Raw genomic sequence first — 24,804 nt, 5'->3', positions numbered from 1 at the left:
TTGCCTGCGATTCGAGTATCCGGATCGCTGGGGCCATCGCGCAGCCCCAGCACGGCAACGGCTTACTCGGCCGGCTTGTCTTCCAGCGCCATCCAGCCCGCCAACACCGCATAGGCCTCTTCCAGGCCCTGGCGCTTGGGCGCCGAGAACAGCTGGATCGACGCGGTATCACCCCAACCCTTGCGGATTTCGGCCTGCACCTTGAGCAAGGTGTTCTTCGCCGCGCCAAAGGTCAGCTTGTCGGCCTTGGTCAGCAGGATGTGCATGGCCATGCCGCTGGCTTTGGCCCAGTCGAGCATCATCTTGTCGAAGTCGGTCATCGGATGGCGCACGTCCATCATCAGGATGATCCCGCGCAGGCACTCACGCCCGCCCAGGTAGGCCTCGAGGTGGCGCTGCCAGTGCTGCTTGAGCGGGATCGGCACTTTCGCATAACCGTAGCCCGGCAAGTCGACCAAACGCCGTTCATCGTCCAGACTGAAGAAATTCAACAGCTGGGTGCGCCCCGGGGTTTTCGAGGTTCGCGCCAGGCTGGCATGGGTCAGGGTGTTGAGGGCGCTGGATTTACCGGCGTTGGAACGGCCGGCGAAAGCCACCTCGTAACCCTGGTCTTCCGGGCATTGTTCGACCTTGGCGGCGCTAAGGGCGAATGTGGCTTTCTGGCAGAGGCCGAGGATGGGGTTCTTGACTTGCATGGGATATCCGATGTGGGTGTTGCCTAATCCAGGCAGTGTCGTTTCCGTTTGGAGGACGGAAGTATATAATGCCCCAGTTTTTGTGTGTGCATTCTCCCAGCGAAGGAGAGCGCACATGGGGTGTCGAACATTAGCTCGCGCAATAGAACGCAGCGCGGCCCCCAACCCTGAAAGGTCGTTCCGCAAGGCGAAATGGCTACTGGCTTTCGGTATGTTCCTACCGTTTTTCAGCGCACAGGCTACACAGGATCCCGAGGCGTTGTACAACCGCAGCTGTGCGGCCTGTCACGCCGGGCAGTTGCCGCAGGCACCCAAACGGGGTGATTCCGCGGCCTGGGAGCCAAGGCTGGCGCAAGGTGTGGATGTATTGGTCGCGCATGTTACACAGGGTTTCAAGGCTATGCCGCCGCGTGGATTGTGCAGGGACTGCAGTACCGAGGACTACCGTTTGGTCATTCTCTGGATGAGCGGCAGTCCCGATACATAACATTTCACCCTTAGCCGTGTTGGATTAGCTGATGAACAAACTATTCGTGAGTCTGCTGTTGACCATGGGGGTTGCAGGTGCGGCCAATGCTGCGGACCCTATCAAAGGCGATGCTGCCGCCGGTCAGGCGAAGACCGCCATCTGTGGTGCCTGCCACAACCCTGACGGAAACAGCCTGGCGCCAAACTTCCCGAAACTCGCCGGCCAGGGCGAGCGCTACCTTGAAAAACAGCTGCATGACATCAAGTCCGGCAAGCGTACCGTGCTGGAAATGACCGGCATGCTCGAGCCCTTCAGCGAGCAGGACCTGGCGGATATCGCCGCCTACTTCTCCAGCCAGAAGGGCAGTGTCGGCGCCGCTGATCCCAAGCTGGTCGAGCGCGGCCGGGCCCTGTTCAATGGCGGCGACCTGGAAAAAGGCATGCCCGCCTGCATTGGTTGCCACTCGCCGAACGGTGCCGGCATTGCCTTGGCAGGCTTCCCCCACCTGAGCGGGCAGCATGCCACCTACGTCACCAAGCAGCTGACCGACTTCCGTGAGGGCGAGCGGACCAACGACGGTGACGCGATGACCATGCGTACCATCGCCGGCAAGCTCAGCAACAAGGATATCGAGGCGCTGGCCAGCTATATCCAAGGCCTGCACTGAGGCGCCGAAGCGGCTTTAACACTCAGTTAATGGTCGATGACCGAAGATGAAAGGGCGGCCCGGACCGCCCTTTTTTCTGTCCGTAGCCGTTACACTACAGAACTCGAGCCCTTCCCGACCGGTCACAGCACTGGTCGCGTCGAGGCGACCAATGACTGCTCAGGAGTAAAGCATGCGTAAACTGATTCTCAGCGCTGCGCTGGTCGCCGCCAGCGTATTCGGTATGACCGCCGTCCAGGCCGCCGAGCCTGCCGTAGCCGGCACGCAGTATATCGAGCTGAGCAACCCGGTCCCGGTGTCCAAGCCAGGCAAGATCGAAGTCGTCGAGCTGTTCTGGTACGGCTGCCCGCACTGCTACCACTTCGAACCGACCATCAATCCATGGGCTGAAAAACTTCCGGCCGACGTCAACTTCGTGCGCATCCCTGCCATGTTCGGCGGCCCATGGGATGCCCACGGGCAGATGTTCCTGACCCTCGAAGCCATGGGCGTCGAGCACAAGGTCCACGCTGCGGTGTTCGATGCGATCCAGAACCAGCACAAGCAGCTGGTCAAGCCTGATGACATGGCCGAGTTCCTCGCCACTCAGGGCGTCGACAAGGACAAGTTCCTCGCCACCTTCAACTCCTTCGCGATCAAAGGCCAGGTGCAAAAGGCCAAAGAGCTGGCGAAGAAGTACGAAATCACCGGCGTACCGAGCATGGTGGTCAACGGCAAGTACCGCTTCGACCTGGGCACCGCCGGCGGTCCGGACGGCGTCCTCAACGTCGCCGACCAGCTGATCGCCAAGGAGCGCGCCGCTAAGTAAGCGGCGAACCCATGGCTCGCTTGCGCTCCACCCGGGGTGTTGGCCTGCACCAGCCGCAGGTCAACGAGCATCATCTGCAGGCCCCTGGCCTGCCAGAGGATGGTCGACTGCGGCTGCTCAGTTTCAATATCCAGGTCGGCATCAGTACCGAGCGCTACCGCCATTACCTGACCCGCAGCTGGCAGCACCTGCTGCCGCACACCGGGCGGGCCGGCAACCTGCAGAAGATCGGCGCGCTGCTCAGCGACTTCGACCTGGTCGCGCTGCAGGAAGTCGACGGTGGCAGCCTGCGCTCAGGCTACGTCAACCAGGTCGAGCACCTGGCCCACCTCGGCGCCTTCCCTTACTGGTACCAGCAGCTCAACCGCAACCTGGGGCGCTTTGCCCAGCACAGCAACGGCGTACTCAGCCGGCTCAAGCCGCACCAGCTGGAAGACCATCCGCTGCCCGGCCCTGCCGGTCGTGGGGCGATCCTGGTGCGCTTCGGTGAGGGCAAGGACGCGTTGATCGTGGTGATGATGCACCTCGCCCTCGGCGCCAAGACCCGCGCCCTGCAGTTGAGCTACATCCGCGAGCTGATCGGCGGCTATCGCCACCAGGTGCTGATGGGCGACATGAACACCCATGCCAACGACCTGCTCGAGCACTCCCCGCTGCGTGACCTGGGCCTGATCGCGCCGCAGGTCGAAGCCACCTTCCCCAGCTGGCGACCGCAGCGTTGCCTGGACCACATCCTGCTCAGCCCGAGCCTGACCCTGGAGCGGGTCGAGGTCCTGGCCCAGCCGATTTCCGATCACCTTCCCGTTGCCGTCGAGATTCGATTGCCTGACGCCCTGACTGTGGATACGCTGCCGGCTTTGAGCTAATTGCCATCACCCTCAGTGGATCCGGGCATGACAGACGACGCCGATCGTTGGAAGGAAAAATACCTTAAAAGCATCGAACAGCAGGAAAAGCTCGAGCGTCGTTGGGACGCCCGGCTCGACCTGCTGCGTCGTGGCCTGGTGCGCAGTACCCTGGCGGCCGAAGGCAGCGACAAGGCGGTCGACCAGTGCATGAAGGAAATGCGCGAGGTCATCCGCGGCGACAACATGGACGCCGGGCTGGCCAACCTGATCCCGCGCCTGGAAAAGGCCGTGCTCGACTCCGAGCAGCGTCGCGAAACGCGGATGAACCAGGTCAGCGATGCCTTGACCTCGCTGGTCGCTCAACTGCAAGCGCTGCCGCTGTCCGGTGAAGTCGCGCGGCCGCTGAAGAAGCTGGCGAAGAAGCTCGACGGTGGCGTCAGCCAGTCGCGCGACCTGCCGCCGTTGCTGGGCGAGCTCAGTGGCTTGCAGGGCAAGGCCCTGACCCTTCTGCAACAACCCGAGGAAGGCGAACGCCCCGGCTTCCTGCAACGGTTGTTCGGCAAGGCCGACAGCGATCCGCGCGCGGATGCCGATGAAGCCAAGCCAGCGGCCGCTGCTGCGCCAGCGCCTGGCCAGGTGAGTGACCGCGCTGCCGAGTCAGACGAGCTACAGCCCCTGCCCGCTTCGCCCGTGGCCAGCACCCCTGCCCCTGCGGTTGCCAACGAGGCACCGCCCGCGCCGGTGACTCAGGCCGAGCAGCCCGCTGCCGCTGCAGTGGCAGAGCCGCTGGCCCTGGCACCCGAGCCAGCTGAGGAGCCTTCGGGGCCGGCGCTGGTCGAGGCTATCGAGCCCGAGCCGCCGCGCGTCACCGTTGTTGAAGAGGCTATCGAGCCAGAAGCGCCGGTAGCGGCCGACGTCGAGCCGGACGCGCTCGCGCCTGACGCGCCCGATGAGCCTCAGCCGCTAGCAGCGACAGACACCGACAGCGAGTTGCTGGACGGCGAGGATGGCCCCTACGCCCTCCCCGATGCCGTCGAGCCGCCCTACAGTCAAGTGGCCGTGCACATCGAGCACACCCTGATCGGCCTGCTCGACGACCTGAGCCTGCCCGAGCGGCACAAGGCCCAGGCCCTGGAGATGCGCGAGCGGGTGGCCCGTGGGTTGAACTGGTATGAGCTGATCCCGGTACTGGATGACCTGGCGGTGCTCATGCTGGCCATCACCGACAGCGGCCAGCACGAGTTCGAAGCCTATCTGCAGCAACTCAACGAACGCCTGGAAACCTTCCAGAGCCACCTGCACGAAGCCAGCGCCGGCCATGCCGACAACAGTTGCGCCGCACGTGAGCTGGACAGCCAGCTGCGCGAACAGGTCGATGGCCTGCAAAGCAGCGTCCAGGGCGCTGCTGACCTGGACAGCCTCAAGCACATCCTGGACAACCGCCTCGAAGGCCTGCTGGTGACCATCGACGACCACCAGCAGGAGCGTGACCGCCGCGAGCAGGAGCTGGCCGGGCGCCTGCACGGTTTGGCCGAGCGGGTGGCGAACATGGAGCAGGAGGCGCTTGGCTACCGCGAGCACCTTGAAGAGCAGCGCCAGAAGGCCCTGATCGACCCCTTGACCGGCCTGCCCAACCGCGCCGCATGGTCCGAGCAGGTCGAGCGCGAAGTGCTCGACTGGCAAGAAAATGGCGGCCATCTGTCGATGGCGATCCTCGACCTCGACCACTTCAAGCGCATCAACGACAGCTACGGTCATCTCGCCGGGGACAAGGTCTTGAAGATCGTTGCCGACCAGTTGCGCAAGCGCCTGCGCGGCCGTGATTTCATCGCCCGCTTTGGGGGCGAGGAGTTTGTCCTGCTGTTGCCGCAGACGTCACCGGCTGCTGGTAGCCAGGTTGCCGAAGTCCTGCGCGCCGCGATCGAAGCCTGCCCGTTCCACTTCAAGGGCGAGCGGGTGGTGATCACCGCCTCGATCGGCCTGAGTGCGTTCCGCGCCGGGGAGCGGGGTGACCAGGTGCTCAAGCGTGCCGACGCCGCGCTGTACCGCGCCAAGGACCTCGGCCGCAACCGCGTGGAGCAAGGCTAGCGCGTGCGGCTGGCCAAGGCCCGCAACACTTTGCGGGCCTTTCCTGCAAGCGTTCGTGGGGCAGCACGTTATACTGTAGCGACAATGTCGGCCTCTCATGACGTGCTCTCTTTTGATGAAAACACTCTTCACAGCGTTGCTCCTGGTGCTTTTGAGCGGATGCAGCAGTGGCCCGCGGATCGACCGCAGCCAGGTCTCGGCCAATCAGGACGAGCGTATCCAGTTCGTCGTGCTGCATTACACCAACGCGTCACTGGAACGCTCCCTGGCGTTGCTGACGCATGGCGAGGTGAGCAGCCACTACCTGATCGGCGATGGCCCGGCCAAGGTCTATCAACTGGTCGATGAAAGCCGGCGTGCCTGGCATGCCGGCGACAGCCAGTGGGATGGCCGCACTTGGCTCAACTCGACCTCGATCGGCATCGAGATCGTCAACCCGGGCTTCACCGATACGCCCAGCGGCCGCGTCTGGCACCCTTACAGCGAGGCGCAGATACAGGCGCTGATCGTGCTGCTCAAGGACATCGTCCAGCGTAACCACATCCAGCCGCGCTACATCATTGGCCACAGCGACATCGCGCCGCTGCGCAAGCTCGACCCTGGGCCGATGTTCCCCTGGAAACGCCTGGCTGACGCGGGCCTGGGGGTCTGGCCAGAGGCCAACGCAGTGGCGCGGCAGCGCGCGTACTTCGAGGTCAACCCGCCGAGCGTGTCCTGGTACCAGCAACAGTTGGCGCGGTTCGGCTATGCCATCGAGCAGACCGGTGAACTGGATGTGGCGACCCGGCATGTGCTGGCCGCGTTCCAGATGCGCTTCCGCCCGCAGCGCTTCGATGGCCAGCCGGATGCACAAAGCGCCGCGCTGCTGCAGGTCCTCAACCAGAGGCGCTGAGGCGCCGCCGCGGGGCTGAGCCGCGGCCCGCGGTGGGCGATGCGCCCAACGGCGATGCCGAATCGCCATTCAGTTGCTATACCTTTGGTAATCAACTGGATGTGTTAGATGTCAGCCTTCCTCGCTGGGTTGCGCCAAATTTTCCACCGTCCCTGGCTACTGGCCGCATTCGCTGCCCTGGCCAGCGCTATCCTGCTGCTCACCGGCAGCGTTGGCGTCGCCCTGCAACAGATGAAAGAAAGCGAGACCGCGCAGATGAATGCCCAGGGCGAGCGCTTTTTGGAGCGCCTCGAGCAGGTGTTCGGCCAGCTGCGCGAAGGCGTCGACCAATTGCAGGCCCTGCCCTTGCGCGGCTGTGACCCGGCCATGCAGGAAGCCCTGCAGCAGGTCAGCATGAACTCGCGGTTCATCTACGAGGCGGCGTTCGTGGGCGGCAGCGTCGCCTGCTCCAGCCGCGGCGGCGAGCGCGCCCTCGAGCCTTTGCGGCCGCCGGACATCCGCGGGCCGACCTACAGCTACTGGCTCAACACCACCACCGAACCTGACGAGAACCTCGCTGCGCTGATGCTCGGACGCGGCCAGTTTCTGGTGTCCACCTCACGCGGCCACCTGACCGATGTGGTCGACCTGCCCCCCGGCGGCAGCCTGTTGGTGGTGCTCGACCACGGTACCCGGGCGATCCCCGTGCTGGGGCCGGCCCAGCCGTGGCCTCCGGCTGCCAACTGGCCGCCGCCTTCGGCCAAGGACCTGCTCGAGCTGAGTGATCGGCTGATCTACCGCATGCCGACCAAGTCGCCGGACTACCAGCTTGTCCTGATCGCCCCGCGTGCCAGCCTGCCGTTGAAGATGAACGGCCTGCTCTGGTTGCTGTTCCCCGGCAGCGTGCTGGTGGCGATCTGTATCGGTTGGCTGGTCCTGCAGTTGATCCTGCAGCGCCGCTCGATGAGCTCCGAACTGCAGAACGCCCTCAAGCGCGGCGAGCTGCAGGTGCTCTATCAGCCGATCTTCGAGCTCGACAGCCGGATCTGCGTTGGGGCCGAGGCGCTAGTGCGCTGGCGGCGCCCGGACGGGACCCTGACCAGCCCCGACCTGTTCATTCCGCTGGCGGAAAACACCGGGCAGATTCGCCAGATCACCGACTTCGTCCTGCAGCGCGTGCTCGAGCAGCTGGGCCACTTGCTGCGGGCCAACCGCCAGCTGTACATCTCGGTGAACCTGGCCGCTTGCGACGTGATGGTGCCGCGCATCGGCCCGGTGGCGGCGCGACTGCTCGCCTACCACCGGGTGCCCGCGAGCCAGATCGCCTTCGAGGTCACCGAGCGTGGCCTGATCGATGTGGTGGTGGCCCGGGACAACCTGCAAGCGTTGCGCGCGGTCGGCCATCAGGTGCTGATCGACGATTTTGGTACCGGCTACTGCAGCCTGGCGTACCTGCAGACCTTGCCGGTGGACTGCCTGAAGATCGACAAGGCGTTCATCGATGCGCTTGGCCACGATGCCGCCAGCAGCGGCGTGGCCCCGCACATCATCCGCATGGCCCACGACCTGCACCTGCGGGTCATCGCCGAGGGCATCGAGTGCGAGGACCAGGCGGAGCTGCTCAACAGCGAAGGGGTCAATTACGGGCAGGGCTGGTTGTTCGCCCATCCGCTGAGTGCCCGGCAGTTCGTCGAGTTGATCACCCGCGGGCGCCGGGTGCGCTCAAGGCGCATCGACGATGAGCCTTGAGGGGCCTCAGACCGGCAGCGCCATGTAGAACTGCGTGCCCTGGCCCGGCCGGGAGAACACGCCCATCCGGCCACCGTGCAACTGGACGATCTCCTTGCACAGCGCCAAGCCCAGGCCTGCGCCGCCTTTCTTGCGGCCGACCTGGACGAACGGTTCGAAGATCCGCCCCTGCTGCCCATAGGCAATCCCTTCGCCGTTATCCTCGACACTGACGATCACCCGCTCGCCATGACGCCGCGCATGCAGGCGAATGCGCCCGCCGCTTGGGGTGTGGCGCACGGCGTTGTGCAGCAGGTTGTCGAGCACCCGGTCGAGCTGGGAGACGTCCGCCTGGATCCGCGGCAGCGGCTGTTCGAGTTCGATCAGCAGGTCGATGTGTTTGTCCGCCACCTGCCCGGCCACCCGCGCCTGGGCCCGTTCGAGCATTTCGTCGACGGCACAGTGGGCCAGTTCGAGCTTCTGCAGGCCGCTCTGGTAGCGGGAGAAGTTGAGCAGGTCGTTGATCAGCTGGGTCAACCGCTGCATCTCTTCGCCAATGGTCTCGAGCAGGTCGGTTTCGCGGGCTTCAGGCGGGAACTTGACCCGCTCGCGGAGCAGGCCGAAGGCCATGTGCATGCCGGTTACCGGGGTGCGCAGCTCATGCGAGGCGCGCAGCACGAACTCGCTGCGCACGCGCTCGAAGGCCCGCTGCTCGGTGACATCGTGAAGGACCATCACCGCGCCCAGGATCGGCCCTTGCGGGTGGCTGACCGGGGTCAGGCTGTAGGTCAGCAGGCGGGTTTCTTCGTCGACCTCGATGCTCAGGTCGTCCGGCGGCCGATCCAGGCTGCCGCCGCGCAGCACCTGGCGCAACTGCTGTTCGAGCTCCGGGCGTTGCAGCGCCTCGGCCAGGCCTGCGCCGAGGCGGCTGCTGTCCCAGCCCAACTGGCGCTGGGCGACCGGGTTGAGGTGTTCCAGGTGGCCTTGGCGATCGATGATCAACAGGCCGTCGTCGATACTGTCGAGCACCGCCTGCAAGCGCTGCTGGCCGGCCAGCACTTCGTCGATGTTGGTCGCCTGGTGCTTGCGCAGGGCATCGGCCATCAGGCCGAAGCGTCGGGTCAGCTGGTTCAGTTCGGCGGCTTGGGTGACGGGCAGGGTGACGTCGAAATTGCCTTGGCCGACTTCATCGGCGGCCTTGGCCAGGGCTTCGATCGGCTGGCCGAAGCGCCGCGCAATGTTGTGCGCGGTGACAAAACCGAGGACCAGCACCGCCAAGGCGATCAGGCCCATCAGGCCACTGACCAGCAAGGCCCGCTCACGGGTGCGCTGTTCGCTGCGGGTGATGTAGTCCAGCGCCTGTTTTTGCGAGTCGATCAGGTCGGTGCGCACCTGATTGAAGGCCGCCCCCAGCGGTTGGTCGGTACCCATGCTGCGCGCCGGCGTGCGGCTGTCGCGGTACGCCTGGAGAAAACTCTGGTAGTTGCTGCTGGCCTTGCTGAAAGCCGTCTGCTCGTCGCCCTGCGCCAACCCCTGGTTGAGCAGCAACTGGAATTGATCCTGCAAGGCCACCAGGCTGTCCGGGTCGGTGTCCTCGTCGAGGATCAGGGTCAACTGCTCCCCGAGGTTCTGCCGCAGCTTGAGCCCCACGTCCAGGGTGTGCGCGGTGTCGCGGACCAGGCGTTGTTGCACACTGGCCATCTGCATCACGCTGACCAGCCCCACCAGAACCCCCACCAGCGCCACCGTGACCAGTGCCGAGATGCTCAGGAAAAGCCGCGTGCGCAGCTTCATCGGCCACTTCATAGGTTGAATTGCTTGCGCTTGCGGTACAGCGTCGAGGCGTCGATGCCGAGCGTCTTGGCCGCCTGGTCGAGGGTATCGCTGGCCGCCAGCACCGCGCCGATGTGGGCCCGCTCCAGCTCATCCAGGCTCAGCGCGGCGCCGATCCGTGGGGCGTTGTTGGTGGTCGTTTCGGCCATGCCCAGGTGGGTGATCTCGACCCGCTCCTGCGGGCAGATGATGCTGGCCCGTTCGACCACGTTGCGCAGCTCGCGGATGTTGCCCGGCCAACGGTAATTGAGCAGCGCGGCACGGGCTTCGTCGCTGAACACCCGCGCAGGTCGCGAATACTCTTTGACGAAGCGTGCGAGGAAGCGCTCGGCGAGGGTCAGGATGTCATCGCTACGCTCACGCAGGGGGGGCAGGTGCAGGGTGATGACGTTGAGCCGGTAGAGCAGGTCTTCGCGGAAGCGGCCGTCGCGGACCATGTCGTCGAGGTTGAGGTTGGTGGCGGCAAGGATGCGCACATCGGCCCGGCGGGTCACCGGGTCGCCGACCCGCTCGTATTCCTTGTCCTGGATGAAGCGCAGCAGTTTTGGCTGCAAGGTCAGCGGGAAATCGCCGATCTCGTCGAGGAACAGCGTACCGCCGTCTGCCTGGCTGACGCGCCCCAGGGTACTTTCGCTGGCCCCGGTAAAGGCGCCGCGGGTATGCCCGAACAGCTCGCTCTCCATCAGCTCGGCGTTCAGTGACGGGCAGTTGATGGTCACGCAGGCCTTGCGCGCGCGCTTGCTCCAGCCGTGGATGGCGCGGGCCAGTTCGCCCTTGCCGGTACCCGACTCGCCGAGGATGAGAATGTTGGCGTCGGTGGTCGCCACCTGGCGTGCGGTTTCCAGCACCGCCATCATGGCCGGGCTGTGCGAGTCGAGGCCGTCCTTGGGCTTGCGCACTTCGCCTTCGAGCGCCTCGAGGCGGGCCGACAGCTGGCGTACTTCGAGCTGCTTGGCGGTGGCCAGGCGCAGCTGGTCGGGGCTGCACGGCTTGACCAGGTAGTCGGCTGCGCCGGCCTGGATGGCGTCTACCGCGGTATCCACCGCCGAGTGCGCGGTGACGATGACGACGCGCATCCAGGGGGCCTGGATACGCATCTGCGCCAGCACGTCGAGGCCGTTGTCCTCGCCCAGGCGCAGGTCGAGAAAGCACAGGTCGAACACCTGACGCTGCAACAGCGATTCGGCCTGCGCGGCGCTGTTGGCCGTGGCTACGCTGTAGCCCTCATCTTCGAGGCAGTAACGAAAGGTTCGCAGGATGGCGGACTCGTCATCTACCAGCAGAATGCGGCCTTGGTTGTCCTGGGCAGACTCCATTTTCCTACGCTCCTTTAGGATTGATCTCAGTTAGTGTCGGAAAGATCGGGCAAGTTGCATGGTCAATTCTGAAGGATTCTGTCCTTTGCATGCTAGCTGCTCGCCCGTTGTTTAGCTAACTAGCTGAAATATCGTGCTTTTTTGGCAAAAAAACGGCTGGCACGGCGCTTGCGAAGATCTTTGGATTTGTAACAAGAGGAGGTGCAGTCATGCCCTTATCCCCCCGTATGGCCGTATTGGCCGCCGGCTTGCTGTCGCTAATGCCACCGGCGTTCGCCGATTCGCAGCAGGACGCCCGTCTGGAAGGCGCCCTGCAAACCGCCCTGTCCCTCAACCGCCTGCTCAACCCGTTTCGCATCGACGTCGATGTCGAGGGGCCGCAAGCGCGCCTCAGTGGTGAAGTCGAAAGCCCGGTAGAGCGTCAGTTGGCCGAGCACGTCGCCTTGGCCACACGCGGTATCGAGCAGGTCGACAATCAGTTGCGGGTCAACCCCGAGCTGGTCGAGCGACCGCTGGAACTGCGTGCCTACGCGCAACGCCTGGAGGACGCGACCCTGGCCGCCATCGTGCGGGCGCGACTGTCGTGGAGCCAGGTCACCGAGCAGGCGCCGATCGAGGTCGAGAGCCGTGAAGGCGTGGTGACCCTGCGCGGTCGGGTCGACAGCGTCGAGGCCAAGGAACTGGCCGGGGTGCTGGCGCGCACCACTGACGGCATCCATCTGGTCAACAACCTCGTCAGCCTCGACACAGCAGCCATGGCCAAAGCCCGTGACAAACCGGTCGGCGCCCCCCGCGGCGCGCAGCCGAGCGACGGCTGGATCATCGACAAGATCCAGAGCAGCTACCGCTTCAGCCGCAACCTCGATGGCCTGAACATCAAGGTGGCGAGCCAGGAGGGCCTGGTGCGGCTGTCCGGTGAGGTGGTCAGCAGTGAGCAGAAGACCATCGCCGTCGAGGTCGCCCGGCAAATCGTTGGCGTGCGCGGCGTAGACGCCGACCTGCTGAAAATCGCCACCAAGGTTGAAGGCTGATTCGTGCAAATCGCACGACGCCACGGACGGCATCGTGCAGGATACGTCCTCAATGATCTCGGGCCTAATAGCTAAGTCATTGTTTTATAAGGATTTTATCAGGTTGGCAAGACTGGCATGCAGGCTGCAATTACTTGTTCATAGATTGAATAAGAACATTGCAGGAGGAGCCGGCATGAACCGCCAATCCGTCAACAGCCTTCAGTCCACCGCGTTGCCAGTACGCCAGTTCCTCTTTGCAGGCCTCGCGGTGCTGCTGACTCTGGCCGCCGGCCTGTTCTATTACAGCTGGCAGACTGCCCGGCTCGCTGAGCAAGTGGCTGCGCAGACCGCGCTGTTGACCCAGATTCAGGCCACCCGTGCCACGAATTTAGTGAGGGCGGCAGACCCGCTGCCTTCGCCAAAGGCCTCTTCACCGGCCACGTTGGAAAACGTCGTACCGCAGGACCGCTGGGTTTTCTAGGGGTCTGAGCGGCTCGATTTCAAAAAAAGAAAGGAGAACCATCATGCTTAGTTGGGCTATCACTTTCCTGATCATCGCCATTGTCGCTGCCGTGCTGGGCTTCGGTGGTATCGCCGGCGCCGCCACGGGGATTGCGAAGATCCTGTTCATCGTCTTCCTGGTGTTGTTCGTGGCGTCCTTCTTCTTCGGACGCGGCAGGGGTTGACCCATGAGCCGGATGCTTTGCAAAGCCCTGGCTACCGCCCTGCTGTTGGGCGGTAGTGCGGCGGCGATGGCGGCCAATGACGGCCAGGTCCGGGTCAACCAGCTGTTGGGCTCGGACCCCGAGTACCGGGAAGCCTGGCAAGACGCCCTCGAGGGCGAGGAGCGTTTGCCCGACTGGGTGATCAACCTCAACGGCAGTTCGCAGGAACAGATGTCAGCCGTAGCCGAGGATGGCGACCAGTACCTGGTCGGGCCCTTGTGTGAGTCGGACGACAACTGCACCTACAAGCGGCTGATCGTTGCGTTCAGCTGGGACAAGGATGATGCCTACGGGATGCTCGTGGAGGTACCCGAAGGACTGCCGAGCGACAAGTCGCCCACCCGCCACGCGCAGTACCGCTGGCTGGGCGAGCCTGACGACGGCATGAAGGCACTGCTGCAGGAGCAGCTCAAGCGTGATCCGAAGTGGTACTGAGTGCTCAGGCACCGCACAAACTTCACGCAACTGTAACGCTATGGAAGCTGAACCTTTCTATCGTTCTGGCTTCTATGATGCGCCGCCCCGAGGAGGGACGGCACATGACCAAGGGGCTGGGCTGTTCTGATTGTTGCAGGATCGGAGTGGCCTAGGGGTACAGGGAGTACCTCCGAACACGGGCCGGGTCAGGAAGGTAGCATCGGAAGTACCAGGTCGGTCGTGTCGGAAAGATACGAAACCTGACCTGACTTCCGGAGCGCCTATATAAAGAAAGATTTCCGCACTTTGTAGGAATTTGCCTCCAAGACACATTTTGTCTCGACCGTACATCGAATTATTTCCTCCGCGTCCCACCCCCCTTCCTGGCACGCTCCTGACCATTCGGATTGTCGAACAAGGCGTTCGGAGCGGCCACTGGGTGCCTCCAAATCGGCCGAAAAATGGCGGTTTGGTCTTGTTCGGAAATCCGAACGGCGAAAATCCAACCCCTTCTGATGCGACTTATTGCCTCAAGGTCTCATGCCGAATCGGCATAGGGTATTCGTTTCCGGCATTAGACTGACCCCGCCCACGTCGCAATAGTTGCCGCCTTTTTCGCTAGCCAGAGCGCCGAAACGCTCGCTTGCGCTGACCTTCGATGGAGTCGTCGTACGGATTAACTTCGCTGCCCAGCATGCTTCTAATGGCTCTGGAACGCGCATTTCCGCTCGTCGCCCCTGACCACTAGAAGAAAAGGTAACGACATGAAGAAGGCAAAACTAAGCCTCGCCTGGCAAATCGTAATCGGACTTGTCCTGGGCGTTGCAATCGGCGCGCTGCTGAACCATTTCAGTGCAGAAAAGGCATGGTGGATCAGTAATGTTCTGCAGCCTGCCGGTGACATCTTCATTCGCCTGATCAAGATGATCGTCGTCCCGATCGTGATTTCGTCGCTGATCGTGGGCATCGCCGGGGTTGGCGACGCGAAAAAGCTGGGCAGCATCGGCCTCAAGACCATCATCTACTTCGAGGTGGTGACCACCATCGCCATCGTCGTCGGCCTGGGCCTGGCCAACCTGTTCCACCCAGGTGTCGGCATCGACATGAGCACCCTGGGTACCGTGGATATCTCCAAGTACCAGGCTACCGCTGCCGAAGTGCAGCATGAGCACGCGTTCATCGAGACCCTGCTCAACCTGATCCCGTCGAACATCTTCGCAGCGCTGATGCGTGGCGAGATGCTGCCGATCATCTTCTTCTCTGTACTCTTCGGTCTGGGCTTGTCGAGCCTGCAGTCGGACCTGCGCGAACCGCTGGTACGGACCTTCCAGGCCGTATCGGAAACCATGTTCAAGGTCACCCACATGATCATGAACTACGCCCCGATCGGCGTGTTTGCCCTGATCGCGGTGACCGTCGCCAACTTCGGCTTCTCGTCCCTGCTGCCGCTGGCCAAGCTGGTGGTACTGGTGTACTTCGCCATCGCCTTCTTCGCCTTCATGGTGCTCGGCCTGGTGGCGCGGATCTTCGGCTTCTCGATCATCAAGATCATGCGCATCATGAAGGACGAGATCATCCTCGCGTACTCCACCTCCAGCTCCGAGACCGTGCTGCCGCGTGTCATCGAGAAGATGGAAAAGTACGGCGCGCCGAAGTCGATCTGCAGCTTCGTGGTGCCGACCGGCTACTCGTTCAACCTCGACGGTTCGACCCTGTACCAGAGCATCGCGGCGATCTTCATCGCCCAGCTGTACGGCATCGACCTGTCTTGGAGCCAGCAGCTGCTGCTGGTGCTGACCCTGATGGTCACCTCCAAGGGTATCGCCGGTGTGCCTGGTGTGTCGTTCGTGGTCCTGCTGGCGACCCTGGGCAGCGTGGGTATCCCGCTGGAAGGCCTGGCGTTCATCGCCGGTGTCGACCGCATCATGGACATGGCCCGTACCGCCCTGAACGTGGTCGGCAACGCCCTGGCGGCCGTGGTCATCGCGCGCTGGGAAGGCATGTACGACTCGGCCAAGGGCGAGCAGTACTACAACTCGCTGCCGCACATGGCCGGCAGCCAGGCCGCTGCGGTGGCTGGCGAGACCGCCAAGCAGTAAGCCGCTGGCGTTGAACAGAAAGCCCCGACCTGTCGGGGCTTTTTGTTGTCTGTAGGAACGCCATCGCGGGCCAGCCCGCTTGCGCTATCATTCGAGGCATTTTTCGGGGGAACACACGGATGCTCAACGGCCTTTGGCTCAGCTTTTTCCTGGTGGCGGCCGTCTCCGCCATGGCCCAATGGCTGGTCGGCGGCAACGCGGGGATCTTTGCCGCGATGGTCGAGAGCATTTTCGCCATGGCCAAGCTGTCGGTAGAGGTCATGGTCCTGCTGTTCGGCACCCTGACCCTGTGGCTGGGCTTCCTGAAGATCGCCGAGCAGGCCGGTATCGTCGAATGGCTGGCCAAGGTGCTCGGCCCGCTGTTCGCCCGCCTGATGCCCGAAGTGCCGCCTGGCCACCCTGCCCTCGGCCTGATCACCATGAACTTCGCTGCCAACGGCCTGGGCCTGGACAACGCCGCCACGCCCATCGGCCTCAAGGCCATGCGCGCACTGCAGGAGCTCAACCCGAGCAGCAGCACGGCGAGCAACGCGCAGATCCTGTTCCTGGTACTCAACGCCTCGTCGCTGACCCTGTTGCCGGTGACCATCTTCATGTACCGCGCCCAGCAAGGCGCGCCCGACCCGACCATGGTCTTCCTGCCGATCCTGCTGGCGACCAGTGTCTCGACCCTGGTCGGCCTGCTGTCGGTGGCGGTGATGCAGCGCCTGCGCCTGTGGGACCCGGTGGTGCTGGCTTACCTGATCCCCGGCGCGCTGCTGCTGGGCTGTTTCATGGCGTTTCTCGGCACGCTGTCAGCGGCGGCGCTGGCCAGCCTGTCATCGATCCTCGGCAACCTGACCCTGTTCGGCATCATCATGCTGTTTCTGGTGGTCGGGGCGCTGCGCCGGGTAAAGGTCTACGAGGCGTTCGTCGAGGGCGCCAAAGAGGGCTTTGACGTCGCCAAGAACCTCCTGCCCTACCTGGTCGCCATGCTCTGTGCAGTCGGTGTGCTGCGTGCCTCGGGCGCGCTCGAACTGGCGCTGGACGGTATCCGCCACGCGGTGCAGTGGATGGGCCTGGACACGCGCTTCGTCGAAGGCCTGCCGACCGCGCTGGTCAAGCCGTTCTCGGGCAGTGCGGCGCGGGCGATGCTGATCGAGACCATGCAGACCCAGGGCGTCGACAGCTTCCCGGCGCTGGTTGCCGCGACCATTCAGGGCAGCACCGAGACCACCTTCTACGTACTGGCCGTGTATTTCGGCGCGGTCGGCATCCAGCGCGTGCGTCACGCCGTGGGTTGCGCGCTGCTGGCGGAGTTGTCCGGGGTGATCGCGGCGATCTTCGTCTGCTACTGGTTCTTCGGCTGAGCCTGAGCGGCCTGGGCGACCGTCCAGTCCACCAGTTGCGCCACCAGCTGGTCACTGGCCGCGCCAAAGCCGGTGACCACTGCGGCCACCTCGCTGGCGGCCAGTGGCTGGCGAACTTCGAAGCGCCGGCTGGCGAGGATGCGCTGGCTGCGGCCCTGGACCAGGCGCGCGTCATAACGGATCACCACGTCCACCGCGCCGGCGCGGTATTCGCTCTGGAACGCCTGCAGCTCGCCGGCCAGTTCATAGTCGGCCTGCAGGTTGCTGTCATCGGCGCTCAGGCGCTGCACCCGGCCATCGCGCTGGAAACCATCGAGCAGGCGATTGCGCACCAGCAGCGGTACCGGATCGCTCCAGCGTGCGCCCTGGTAGCCACTGATGATATCGCCCTGCGCGATCACCGCGATGCGCGGCCCGGCCAGCACTTCGCTGGCCAGCGGCTTGTTCAGGCGCAGCGACCAGTCCAGCGGCGTGGCGCTGCGGCTGGCCTGGTTGACCGGCAGCCGATAGGTGTCCAGCGGCGCACTCTGCGGCAGGATCGAGCAGGCGCTGGTCAGGCTCAATGCAGCCGCCAGGGCCAACAGACGCGGCGACGCGGTCATGGCTGGAACTCCTTGATGTTGTTGTCACGGCCCAGCAGGTAACCACTGGGGTCGGCCTCCAGGCGCCGCGAGATGCCCTTCAGGGCATTGAGGGTTTCGCGCAGCTCGCGGATCGCCGGGGCCAGCTGGTTGAGGCCCTGGGCGCCGTCGTCGAGCGCTTCGCGGTTGTCCTTGAGCAGGCTGTTGATGGTCGCGGTGCTCTCGGCCAGGGCGTTCATGGCCTGTTCGGCGCTGCCGAAGGCTTGCTTGCCCTGGGTGCCGAGCAGGCCGTTGGCGTTGCGCATCAGGGCCTGGGTTTCGGCGAGGGTGGCGTTGGCCTGCTTGCCGACCTCGGCCAGTTGGCCAATGGCATCGGCGATGCCGCCCTTCTGGCTGGCAAAGGCGCCGGTGGTCTGCTCGAGGTTGGCCAAGGTGTTGCTCAGGTGGCCGATGTTGTCTTCCGAGAACATCTGGTTGGCGTTGTGCAGCAGCAGGTTGATGTTGGTCACCAGGTCGCTGCTGTCATTGAGCAGGCGCGAGATCGGCGAGGGTGAAGCGACGATCACCGCCAGCTTGCCGTCCTTGCCCTTGAGCTCCGGGCTCTGCGGCGTGCCGCCACTGAGCTGGATGAATGCGTTGCCGGTGACCCCGGCCAGGGTCAGCTTGGCCTGGGTGTCCTGCTTGACCGGCGTGTCGGCGCTGAGGCGGATGCGCGCGAGCACCCGGCGTGGGTCTTCCGGGTCCAGGCGCAGGGTGGTGACGTCGCCGACCTTGATGCCGTTGTACTGCACCGCGCTGCCGCGGGACAGGCCCGAGACAGCTTCGTTGAACACCACTTCATAGTCCTTGAAGGTGTCGTCGATGCTGGACTTGGTCAGCCACAGGCCGAACAGCAACGCGCCGGCCACCACCACGACGGTGACCAGGCCGATGAAGACATGATGAGCTCGGGTTTCCATGGTTCAGCGCTCCTGACGGACACGGGCGGCGGCCTGTTCGGCCGCCCGCCCGCGCGGGCCGTGAAAGTATTCGTGGATCCAGGCGTCGTCGGTGTGCTCGACCTCGGCCAGTGGGCCGGCGACCAGGACTTTTTTCTGCGACAGCACGGCAATGCGGTCGGTGATGGTGTAGAGCGTGTCGAGGTCGTGGGTGATCAGGAACACGCTCAGGCCCAACGCGTCGCGCAGGGTCAGGATCAACTGGTCGAAGGCCGCGGCGCCGATCGGGTCGAGGCCGGCGGTGGGTTCGTCGAGGAACAGGATGTCCGGGTCGAGCGCCAGGGCTCGGGCCAGGGCGGCGCGCTTGATCATGCCGCCGGACAGCGAGGCGGGGTATTTGTCGGCGGCGGAGATCGGCAAACCGGCCAGGGCCAGCTTGACCCCGGCCAGGTGCTCGGCGTCGGCGCGCGACAGCCCGGCGTGCTCGATCAACGGCAGCGCGACGTTCTCGGTGATGGTCAGCGAGGAGAACAGCGCGCCCTTCTGGAACAGCACGCCAAAGCGCCGTTCGACCCGTGAGCGCTGCTCGTTGTCGAGCTGGGCGAGGTCCTCGCCGAACACCTTGACCTGGCCTTCGTCGGGCCGGCGCAGGCCGACGATGCTGCGCAGCAGCACCGACTTGCCGCTGCCCGAGCCGCCGACCACCGCAAGGATCTCGCCCTTGTGCAGGTCGAGGTCGAGGTTTTCGTGCACGCTTTGCCGGCCAAAGCGGTTGCACAGGCCGCGCGCCTCGATAACGATGTCGCTCACGCCATTCACCAGCCCATCTCCATGAAGAACAACGCCGCCACGGCATCCAGCACGATCACCACGAAGATCGACTGGACCACCGCAGAGGTGGTGTGGGCGCCTACCGACTCGGCGCTGCCACTGACCTTGAAGCCTTCCAGGCAGCCGATCGCGGCGATCAGGAAGGCGAAGAACGGTGCTTTGACCAGGCCGACCAGGAAGTGCTGCACGCCGATATCGCTCTGCAGCAGCGACAGGAACATCGCCGGCGGGATATCCAGGGTCAGCGCGCAGACCACGCCGCCGCCGACGATCCCGCAGATCATCGCGATGAAGGTCAGCAGCGGCAGCGAGATCAACAGCGCGAGCACCCGCGGCACGACCAGTAGCTCGATCGGGTTGAGGCCCAGGGTGCGGATGGCGTCGATCTCTTCGTTGGCCTTCATCGAGCCGATCTGCGCGGTAAAGGCGCTGGCAGTGCGGCCAGCCATGAGGATCGCGGTGAGCAGCACGGCAAATTCGCGCAGGAACGAGAACGCCACCAGGTCGACGGTGAAGATCGTCGCGCCAAAGGCGGCCAGCACCGTGGCGCCCAGAAACGCCACCACCGCGCCCACCAGAAAGGTCAGCAAGGCGACGATTGGCGCGGCATCGAGGCCGGTCTGCTCGATGTGCGCGACCACCGGCGTGACCCGCCAGCGGTGCGGCTGGAGCACACGGCGCAGGAGCGTTTCGATGATCAGGCCGATGAAGCCGAGCAGTTGCAGGGTATCTTGCCAGAGGGTATCGACGGCGCGGCCGATGCGCTCGAGCAATAGCATCAGGATCGGCCGTTCGGCTTCTTTGACCGGGATGCAGTAGTCCTGCACCGAGCGGTAGACGTTTTGCAGCAGTGCGCGGTTGGCCTCGGCGAGGTCCTGGGTGCAGTGCGACAGGCGCTCTGCGCCGAGCAGCTCGGCCAGCAGTGAGGCACCGGCGGTGTCCAGGCGGCCGAGCTGGCTGAGGTCGGCGATGGCATCGCTGCCGTACTGGCTGCGCAGGCGCTCGCTGTCGCGCTTGAGGCGGGCGTAGTGGGCCAGCGTCCAGTCGCCGCTGATGCGCAGGCAAACCGGCTGGCTGCTGGTGTCCAGAGTAGCGCTGGGTGTGGTCATGGGCTCCATGCTTCTGACGGACGCCGGAGGCGGTCGGCTCAGATCATAGCGCATCGCCGCAGGCTGTATTGCACCCTGGTGCTGTCCAGTTAAATCAGCCCGCAGGGGCGTCGTTGACCACCTTGAAGCGCAGCACGCCGATCACCTGGCCGTCCTCGGTCAGTACCCGCACCTGCCACTTACCCACCGGGTTGGGCGGGAAGTTCTGCTTGTGGGTCCAGGCCCGGTAGCCTTCCTTGCGCCCGCCATGAATGTCCAGGGCGATCCGGTCGACCTCTTTGCCGTCCAGCTGCCACACGTGATAGATGCGCTCGTTGAGCCCGCGCGGGGCGTTGATCGCGGTATAGGCGTACAGCCCGGTGCCACGGATGCGGCTGGCGGGCACTTCGTCCAGCGACTCGCCGGGCTGGCGGTTGAGCACCTCGGTGCTGACCGCCACTTCGGTCAGCCAGAGCGTCGCAGGCGGCACCCACGAGCGCATCAGCCAACCGCCGGCACCCACCGACAGGGTCACCAGTACCAGGGCCACGGCGCGCCGCCAGCTGTTGATCGGGAAGCTGCTGGCCAGGCTCGGGAACGACAGCGCCATGGCGGCGATCAGCGCCAGCTTGAAGCTCTGCGCGGTGGTCAGGTGGAGGATGATCGGCAGCGCGGTCAACAGCGCGGCGAACAGGGTCAGGGTGTGTAGTGCGAGGAACAGCCAGCGCCGCGGGGCCAGCCAGCGGTAGTACAGCGGGTCGATGATCGAGACCAGCCCGGCACCGGCGAGCAGGCCGGTGAAAATCAGCTGGCCGCTGTTCCAGGTGGTGGTGATGAAGAAGAACGGCAGGACGAAGAACAGGCTTTCCTGGTGGATCATCTGCGTCGCGTAGCGCAGCACGGGCTGGGGAATCTCGCGCTTGAAGGCGCGGGTGAACAGCCCGGTCAGGGTGTTCTCGAGCATCAGCCAGACCCAGCTGACCAGCATCAGGATGGCGACCCAGCTGGCCAGGCCGGCCTGGCGGTCGACCAGGATGAAGCTGCCGATCCCTGAAAGGAAACCGCAGAGCGCGATGATGCCGGGGTAACGCTTGAGCAGTTCGATCACGCGCTGGATGAAATGGGGGATTGGAGGCATGAGTGGCTACTGAAAGGGGCTATGAACGCTGCAGGGCTGGCCTCATCGCGGGCAAGTCGGAACGCCGCACCGCCGCTCCTACAGTGGACAAATCGTCCTTGTAGGAGCGGGCTTGCCCGCGATGAGGCCGCTACAGGATACCGCCTAATCAGCGCTGGCGTGTAGCGCCGCTGGGCCGGCTGGGCGGCTGGCGACGGCGGCGCAGCAGGCCAATGGCAAGGATCAGCCCCAGCAGCAGGGCTGCCAGCCCGTACAGCTCGTCATAGCCGAGCAGCGGCTTCTCGATGCGCAGGTAGCCTGGGTCCTTGAGCAGCTCGCGCAGGGCGTCGTCGGCCTGCTTGAGGCTGACCTGGCGCAGCTTGCGGATCGGGTCGGTAAAGCGCCCGTCGTTGTAGTTGTTCAGCGCACCCCAGTAGTAGTCGGCCAACGCGCTGTTGCCCTGGCTGGTCCAGCTCTCGCGGGCGATGGTCGCGTCCTTGATGCGGTTGAACGTGTCGGGGTCCAGGCCGTTCTTGCGCAGGTGCTCGAACAGGTCCTGCAGCACGCCCACCGCGGCGTCGATGTCGTCGCGCTCGAGGTCGGCATTCAGGCTGAGCATGCCGCTGTCGCCAAAGCTCTCGCGTTGCACCGACGGCCCATAGGACAAGCCGTGGCGCAGGCGCAGCTGGTCATACATGGCCCAGTCGAGGTAACGCGAGAGCAGGTCGAGGGTCTGCTCGTGGTCGCTGTCCAGCACCGGCTCGAGGAACAGCCAGTGCAGTTTGACGCTATCGCCCAGCCAGCCGCGGGTCAGCTCGCGGCGTTGTTCGGCCTGCTGGCTGATGCTGTCGAGGTTGCGTCGCTCGCCGGGCTCCACGGGCGGCAGCTCGCCGTAGCTGCGCTCCAGGTAAGCCGGCAACAGCCGGTCGAGGCCGCCGACCATGATCAGGGTCATGTTGTTGGCGGCGTACCAATGCTCGCGCAGGGCCTGTACCTGCTCCAGGGTCATGTCCTCGAGGTCGGAGCGGGCCGGGCATTTCAGGCCCAGCTCGACGGCCAGCTGGTCGCTGGCACGGTGGCCGATGTCCTGGCGGTCGAGCCAGCGCTGCAGGTGGCCGTAGTGGCCGCCGTCTTCGCGCTCGATGATCTTTTTCGCCGTGGCCAACGCCTTGGCGTCGATGTGCGTGTCGCGGATCGCCGCCAGCAGCAAGTCGAGCACCTTGCGCTGGTTGCGCGCCGGCGCCTCGATGACAAAGGTGGTGTCGGCGCTGCTGGTGTAGGCGTTCCATTCGCCGCCCAGGGCCTGCATGCGCTCTTCCAGGCCGCCTTCACCGGTTTCGTCGATGCCGCTGAACAGCAGGTGCTCGAGCAGGTGCGGCAGCTCGCGCTGGTCGCAATCGAAGTCATCGAGGCCGACTCCGACCACCAGGCGGATCGCCACGTGGTCGCGTTCATAGCCGGATTTGAGGATCACCTGCAGGCCGTTGGGGAGCAGGTACCCTTCGACCTTCGAACGGTCGAGGGCCAGCGACGGCAGGCTGCAGATCAGTAGGCAAACGAACATCAGGCTGCGCATGGGCGAGCTTCGGTCTCCTGGTCGTGCGGGTTCAGGGCTGGCGGGCTTCGTCCGGCACACTGTCGAGCATCAGCCCGCCGGTGTCAGAGCCGCCCAGTACCACATAGGCACTGCTGCAGAACAAAGAGTTCAAACGCTTCATGTCGGCGATCAGCTCCAAGTGTAGCGAACTGGTCTCGATACTTTGCACCACCTTGCGTTGCAAACGGCTGACATGGGCGTGGGCGAGGCGCCGTTCCTGGGCGCGAAAACGGCGTTTTTCCCGCAGCAGCAGGTGCGCGCTCTGTGGGTCGGCGCTGAGAAACACCGACAGGCCCAGGCGCAGGTTGGCTTGCAGCTGCTCTTGCAGGCCGGTCAGTTCCTCCAGGCCGATCTGGGAAAATTCGCGGCGCTGCGAGGTCTTCTGCTGCTGCACCTTGCGCAGCATGCGCTCGATCAGGTCGCTGGAGAGCTTGAGGTTGATCGCCAGTTCGATGATCTCGGCCCAGCGCCGGTTGTCCTGCTCGCTGAGGTCTTCGCGGGTCATCTGCGCCAGGTACAACTTGATGGCGCTGTACAGTGCCTCGGCGTCTTCGCCGAGGGCGCGAACCTGCTGTGGCAGCGCGGTCTGGGTGCCGCGCAAGGCGCCAAGCATGGCCTCCAGCAGGCTGTCGACGATATCGCCCAGGCGCAGGGTCTCGCGGGCGGCGTTGGCCAGCGCCAGGCTTGGCGTCTGCAGGGCAGAAGGGTCCAGGTGACGCGGGCGGATCTGGCCGTTGCCGTTGTCGCGCTCGGGCAGCAAGCGGTTGCATGCCCGGCCCATGAGCTTGGTGGTGGGCAGCATGATCACGCAGCGCAGGGTGTTGTAGAGCAGGTGGAAGCCAATCACCAGCTCCTGCGGGCTGAAGTTCAGGCTGTCCATCCAGTCCACCAGCGGGTGCAGCACCGGGATGATCAGCAGCAGGCCGATCAGCTTGTACAGCAGGCTGCCCAGCGCCACCCGCCGGCCCGCGGCGTTCTGCATGCTGGTGGTGAGAAACGCCAGCAGGCCGCTGCCGATGTTGGCGCCGACCACCAGGCCGATGGCCACCGGCAGGCTGATCAGCTCGGCGCCGGCGAGGGTCGCGGTGAGCAGCACGGCCGCCAGGCTGGAGTAGGAAATCATCGCGAACAGCGCGCCGACCAGGGCGTCGAGGAGGATATCGCCGGTCAGCGAGGCGAACAGCACCTTCACCCCTTGCGCCTGGGTGATCGGCGTCGCCGCCTGGACGATCAGCTGCAGGGCCAGGATGATCAGGCCCAGGCCAATGGCCACGCGGCCCATCTGGCCGAGGCGGGTCTGCTTGCGCGAGAGGAAGAAGATCACCCCGATGAACAGCAGCAGCGGCGACAGCCACGACAGGTCGAAGGTCAGCACCCGCGCCATCAGTGCAGTGCCGACATCGGCGCCGAGCATGATCGCCAGGGCCGGGGTCATGGCCATCAGGCCCTGGCCGACGAACGAGGTCACCAGCATGGCGGTGGCGTTGCTGCTCTGCACCATCGCGGTCACGACGATGCCGGCGAGAAACGCCAGCGGGCGCTTGTTCATGTTCTGGCCGAGCACGCGGCGCAGGTTCGAGCCGTAGACCCGCAGGATGCCGGTGCGCACGATGTGCGTGCCCCACACCAGCAATGCCACGGCGGAAAGCAGGTTGAGCAGAGTCAGCATGTTCGAGGCCCCCCTTGTCGCGGTTGCCCCAAGCGCGGGGCCAAATGGGTGAAGCCG

Annotated in this window: 23 protein-coding genes; 13 read left to right on the top strand and 10 right to left on the bottom strand. The window is 64.8% G+C overall.

All coding sequences use genetic code 11. The features are described from left to right. Window positions 1-62 precede the first annotated feature (62 nt). A complete protein-coding gene (gene yihA, locus CCOS865_RS00285) occupies window positions 63-695 on the bottom strand; it encodes a ribosome biogenesis GTP-binding protein YihA/YsxC (RefSeq protein WP_119137001.1) in 633 nt (210 codons plus the stop codon). 211 nt (window positions 696-906) lie between these two features. Between yihA and CCOS865_RS00280 the strand changes: the two genes are divergently transcribed. The 7 genes from CCOS865_RS00280 (at window position 907) to CCOS865_RS00250 (ending at window position 8,195) form a co-directional block, all read left to right on the top strand. After that, window positions 907-1,182 carry a c-type cytochrome gene (locus CCOS865_RS00280; RefSeq protein WP_244216051.1) on the top strand — a complete coding sequence of 92 codons (276 nt, stop codon included), beginning with the start codon at window positions 907-909 and terminating at the stop codon, window positions 1,180-1,182. Between the two features lie 31 nt (window positions 1,183-1,213). Then, complete coding sequence (locus CCOS865_RS00275) at window positions 1,214-1,831, top strand: c-type cytochrome (RefSeq protein WP_119136999.1); 618 nt, start codon at window positions 1,214-1,216, stop codon at window positions 1,829-1,831. Window positions 1,832-2,003: 172 nt separating this feature from the next. Next, window positions 2,004-2,639 (top strand): thiol:disulfide interchange protein DsbA, encoded by a 636-nt coding sequence (dsbA, locus tag CCOS865_RS00270; RefSeq protein ID WP_119136998.1) that lies wholly within the window; start codon window positions 2,004-2,006, stop codon window positions 2,637-2,639. A gap of 11 nt (window positions 2,640-2,650) precedes the next feature. After that, window positions 2,651-3,505: an endonuclease/exonuclease/phosphatase family protein gene (locus tag CCOS865_RS00265; protein WP_119136997.1), complete on the top strand. Its 855-nt coding sequence runs from the start codon at window positions 2,651-2,653 to the stop codon at window positions 3,503-3,505. Window positions 3,506-3,532: 27 nt separating this feature from the next. Then, entirely contained in the window at window positions 3,533-5,575 is a 2,043-nt protein-coding gene (locus tag CCOS865_RS00260) for a GGDEF domain-containing protein (RefSeq protein WP_119136996.1), read from the top strand. Between the two features lie 115 nt (window positions 5,576-5,690). Next, a complete protein-coding gene (locus tag CCOS865_RS00255; RefSeq protein ID WP_119136995.1) occupies window positions 5,691-6,467 on the top strand; it encodes an N-acetylmuramoyl-L-alanine amidase in 777 nt (258 codons plus the stop codon). A 108-nt stretch (window positions 6,468-6,575) separates the two neighbouring features. Next, on the top strand, window positions 6,576-8,195 hold the full coding sequence (locus CCOS865_RS00250; RefSeq protein WP_119136994.1) for an EAL domain-containing protein: 1,620 nt from the start codon (window positions 6,576-6,578) through the stop codon (window positions 8,193-8,195). A gap of 6 nt (window positions 8,196-8,201) precedes the next feature. Here the strand turns inward: CCOS865_RS00250 and CCOS865_RS00245 are convergent, their stop codons facing one another. Next, complete coding sequence (locus CCOS865_RS00245; protein WP_119136993.1) at window positions 8,202-9,980, bottom strand: KinB sensor domain-containing domain; 1,779 nt, start codon at window positions 9,978-9,980, stop codon at window positions 8,202-8,204. Next, the gene (algB, locus tag CCOS865_RS00240) at window positions 9,977-11,323 is read right to left on the bottom strand and encodes a sigma-54-dependent response regulator transcription factor AlgB (RefSeq protein ID WP_119136992.1); all 1,347 of its coding nucleotides are present in this window, start codon (window positions 11,321-11,323) and stop codon (window positions 9,977-9,979) included. Before algB ends, CCOS865_RS00245 begins: the two co-directional genes overlap by 4 nt. A gap of 209 nt (window positions 11,324-11,532) precedes the next feature. On the opposite strand from algB, the gene CCOS865_RS00235 reads away from it, so the two are divergent. From CCOS865_RS00235 to CCOS865_RS00210, 6 genes are all read left to right on the top strand, one after another. Further along, complete coding sequence (locus CCOS865_RS00235) at window positions 11,533-12,354, top strand: BON domain-containing protein (protein ID WP_119136991.1); 822 nt, start codon at window positions 11,533-11,535, stop codon at window positions 12,352-12,354. Window positions 12,355-12,529: 175 nt separating this feature from the next. Continuing rightward, complete coding sequence (locus CCOS865_RS00230; RefSeq protein ID WP_119136990.1) at window positions 12,530-12,817, top strand: hypothetical protein; 288 nt, start codon at window positions 12,530-12,532, stop codon at window positions 12,815-12,817. A 43-nt stretch (window positions 12,818-12,860) separates the two neighbouring features. Then, entirely contained in the window at window positions 12,861-13,022 is a 162-nt protein-coding gene (locus CCOS865_RS00225; protein ID WP_003252966.1) for a DUF1328 domain-containing protein, read from the top strand. 3 nt (window positions 13,023-13,025) lie between these two features. Further along, window positions 13,026-13,496, top strand: a complete 471-nt coding sequence (locus CCOS865_RS00220) for an inhibitor of vertebrate lysozyme family protein (protein ID WP_119136989.1) — start codon at window positions 13,026-13,028, stop codon at window positions 13,494-13,496. Between the two features lie 746 nt (window positions 13,497-14,242). Next, window positions 14,243-15,577 carry a glutamate/aspartate:proton symporter GltP gene (gene gltP / locus CCOS865_RS00215; protein ID WP_119136988.1) on the top strand — a complete coding sequence of 445 codons (1,335 nt, stop codon included), beginning with the start codon at window positions 14,243-14,245 and terminating at the stop codon, window positions 15,575-15,577. A 119-nt stretch (window positions 15,578-15,696) separates the two neighbouring features. Then, a complete protein-coding gene (locus CCOS865_RS00210; protein ID WP_119136987.1) occupies window positions 15,697-16,926 on the top strand; it encodes a nucleoside recognition domain-containing protein in 1,230 nt (409 codons plus the stop codon). Here CCOS865_RS00210 and CCOS865_RS00205 read toward each other — a convergent pair. From CCOS865_RS00205 to CCOS865_RS00175, 7 genes are all read right to left on the bottom strand, one after another. Next, window positions 16,908-17,528, bottom strand: a complete 621-nt coding sequence (locus CCOS865_RS00205; RefSeq protein WP_119136986.1) for an ABC-type transport auxiliary lipoprotein family protein — start codon at window positions 17,526-17,528, stop codon at window positions 16,908-16,910. The genes CCOS865_RS00210 and CCOS865_RS00205 overlap by 19 nt on opposite strands. Next, the gene (locus tag CCOS865_RS00200) at window positions 17,525-18,466 is read right to left on the bottom strand and encodes an MlaD family protein (RefSeq protein ID WP_119136985.1); all 942 of its coding nucleotides are present in this window, start codon (window positions 18,464-18,466) and stop codon (window positions 17,525-17,527) included. The genes CCOS865_RS00205 and CCOS865_RS00200 overlap by 4 nt, the downstream gene beginning before the upstream one ends. A 3-nt stretch (window positions 18,467-18,469) precedes the next feature. Beyond that, window positions 18,470-19,255: an ABC transporter ATP-binding protein gene (locus CCOS865_RS00195; protein WP_415842581.1), complete on the bottom strand. Its 786-nt coding sequence runs from the start codon at window positions 19,253-19,255 to the stop codon at window positions 18,470-18,472. Window positions 19,256-19,260: 5 nt separating this feature from the next. Then, entirely contained in the window at window positions 19,261-20,394 is a 1,134-nt protein-coding gene (locus CCOS865_RS00190; RefSeq protein ID WP_119136983.1) for an ABC transporter permease, read from the bottom strand. Window positions 20,395-20,479: 85 nt separating this feature from the next. Continuing rightward, entirely contained in the window at window positions 20,480-21,502 is a 1,023-nt protein-coding gene (locus tag CCOS865_RS00185) for a DUF5924 family protein (protein ID WP_119136982.1), read from the bottom strand. 148 nt (window positions 21,503-21,650) lie between these two features. Continuing rightward, on the bottom strand, window positions 21,651-23,057 hold the full coding sequence (locus CCOS865_RS00180; protein WP_119136981.1) for a M16 family metallopeptidase: 1,407 nt from the start codon (window positions 23,055-23,057) through the stop codon (window positions 21,651-21,653). A 31-nt stretch (window positions 23,058-23,088) separates the two neighbouring features. Further along, window positions 23,089-24,747, bottom strand: coding sequence for a Na/Pi cotransporter family protein (locus CCOS865_RS00175; protein ID WP_119136980.1), 1,659 nt, complete (start codon window positions 24,745-24,747; stop codon window positions 23,089-23,091). Between the last annotated feature and the right edge of the window lie 57 nt (window positions 24,748-24,804).

It is taken from the genome of Pseudomonas reidholzensis (assembly GCF_900536025.1).
Taxonomy (GTDB): Bacteria; Pseudomonadota; Gammaproteobacteria; order Pseudomonadales; family Pseudomonadaceae; genus Aquipseudomonas; species Aquipseudomonas reidholzensis.
The sequence above is the reverse complement of the archived record's forward strand: the minus strand, read 5'-3'. Positions and strand labels throughout refer to the sequence as shown.

Coding starts and splice junctions, on each gene's coding strand:
- yihA (WP_119137001.1), bottom strand. CDS start 695: ATGCAAGTCAAGAACCCCATCCTCGGCCTCTGCCAGAAAGCCACATTC.
- CCOS865_RS00280 (WP_244216051.1), top strand. CDS start 907: ATGTTCCTACCGTTTTTCAGCGCACAGGCTACACAGGATCCCGAGGCG.
- CCOS865_RS00275 (WP_119136999.1), top strand. CDS start 1,214: ATGAACAAACTATTCGTGAGTCTGCTGTTGACCATGGGGGTTGCAGGT.
- dsbA (WP_119136998.1), top strand. CDS start 2,004: ATGCGTAAACTGATTCTCAGCGCTGCGCTGGTCGCCGCCAGCGTATTC.
- CCOS865_RS00265 (WP_119136997.1), top strand. CDS start 2,651: ATGGCTCGCTTGCGCTCCACCCGGGGTGTTGGCCTGCACCAGCCGCAG.
- CCOS865_RS00260 (WP_119136996.1), top strand. CDS start 3,533: ATGACAGACGACGCCGATCGTTGGAAGGAAAAATACCTTAAAAGCATC.
- CCOS865_RS00255 (WP_119136995.1), top strand. CDS start 5,691: ATGAAAACACTCTTCACAGCGTTGCTCCTGGTGCTTTTGAGCGGATGC.
- CCOS865_RS00250 (WP_119136994.1), top strand. CDS start 6,576: ATGTCAGCCTTCCTCGCTGGGTTGCGCCAAATTTTCCACCGTCCCTGG.
- CCOS865_RS00245 (WP_119136993.1), bottom strand. CDS start 9,980: ATGAAGTGGCCGATGAAGCTGCGCACGCGGCTTTTCCTGAGCATCTCG.
- algB (WP_119136992.1), bottom strand. CDS start 11,323: ATGGAGTCTGCCCAGGACAACCAAGGCCGCATTCTGCTGGTAGATGAC.
- CCOS865_RS00235 (WP_119136991.1), top strand. CDS start 11,533: ATGCCCTTATCCCCCCGTATGGCCGTATTGGCCGCCGGCTTGCTGTCG.
- CCOS865_RS00230 (WP_119136990.1), top strand. CDS start 12,530: ATGAACCGCCAATCCGTCAACAGCCTTCAGTCCACCGCGTTGCCAGTA.
- CCOS865_RS00225 (WP_003252966.1), top strand. CDS start 12,861: ATGCTTAGTTGGGCTATCACTTTCCTGATCATCGCCATTGTCGCTGCC.
- CCOS865_RS00220 (WP_119136989.1), top strand. CDS start 13,026: ATGAGCCGGATGCTTTGCAAAGCCCTGGCTACCGCCCTGCTGTTGGGC.
- gltP (WP_119136988.1), top strand. CDS start 14,243: ATGAAGAAGGCAAAACTAAGCCTCGCCTGGCAAATCGTAATCGGACTT.
- CCOS865_RS00210 (WP_119136987.1), top strand. CDS start 15,697: ATGCTCAACGGCCTTTGGCTCAGCTTTTTCCTGGTGGCGGCCGTCTCC.
- CCOS865_RS00205 (WP_119136986.1), bottom strand. CDS start 17,528: ATGACCGCGTCGCCGCGTCTGTTGGCCCTGGCGGCTGCATTGAGCCTG.
- CCOS865_RS00200 (WP_119136985.1), bottom strand. CDS start 18,466: ATGGAAACCCGAGCTCATCATGTCTTCATCGGCCTGGTCACCGTCGTG.
- CCOS865_RS00190 (WP_119136983.1), bottom strand. CDS start 20,394: ATGGAGCCCATGACCACACCCAGCGCTACTCTGGACACCAGCAGCCAG.
- CCOS865_RS00185 (WP_119136982.1), bottom strand. CDS start 21,502: ATGCCTCCAATCCCCCATTTCATCCAGCGCGTGATCGAACTGCTCAAG.
- CCOS865_RS00180 (WP_119136981.1), bottom strand. CDS start 23,057: ATGCGCAGCCTGATGTTCGTTTGCCTACTGATCTGCAGCCTGCCGTCG.
- CCOS865_RS00175 (WP_119136980.1), bottom strand. CDS start 24,747: ATGCTGACTCTGCTCAACCTGCTTTCCGCCGTGGCATTGCTGGTGTGG.